Source organism: Planococcus beigongshangi (assembly GCF_016820495.1).
GTDB lineage: Bacteria > Bacillota > Bacilli > Bacillales_A > Planococcaceae > Planococcus > Planococcus beigongshangi.
Genome location: NZ_JADHDU010000027.1, coordinates 1 through 453, shown reverse-complemented (window position 1 = coordinate 453; position 453 = coordinate 1). Strand labels below are relative to the sequence as shown.

The following is a 453-nucleotide window of genomic DNA, read 5'->3' as shown; positions in this document are numbered from 1 at the left end:
TTTTGCTGTTCAGTTTTCAAGGTTCAAATTAAAGGTTATGGAGCGGGTGAAGGGAATCGAACCCTCATCATCAGCTTGGAAGGCTGAGGGTTTACCACTAAACTACACCCGCATTAAAATGTATATATAGAAGAAACTAATTGGCGCGCCCGAGAGGACTCGAACCTCTAACCGCTTGATTCGTAGTCAAGTACTCTATCCAATTGAGCTACGGGCGCAACTGGAATACGTAATGGTGCGGCCGAGAAGAGTCGAACTTCCACGGGATTTCTCCCACTAGGCCCTCAACCTAGCGCGTCTGCCATTCCGCCACGACCGCATTAAGTTATTTTAGCGACAAGGAATATTATAACCTTTCAGCTAGAACATGTCAACAAAAACATGAGACAAACTTTTATATTCGAATTAAGGATTCATTCACAAGAAATGGCTGGGGTACCTGGATTCGAACCA

At 44.6% G+C, this 453-nt stretch carries 3 tRNA genes; all 3 read right to left on the bottom strand.

The window, feature by feature from the left end:
* Nucleotides 1–38: 38 nt before the first annotated feature.
* Nucleotides 39–112 (bottom strand) — tRNA-Gly (locus IQ294_RS16225).
* Nucleotides 113–141: 29 nt separating this feature from the next.
* Nucleotides 142–218, bottom strand: a tRNA-Arg gene (locus tag IQ294_RS16220).
* 15 nt (nt 219–233) lie between these two features.
* Nucleotides 234–319: transfer RNA gene (locus tag IQ294_RS16215), tRNA-Leu, on the bottom strand.
* Between the last annotated feature and the right edge of the window lie 134 nt (nt 320–453).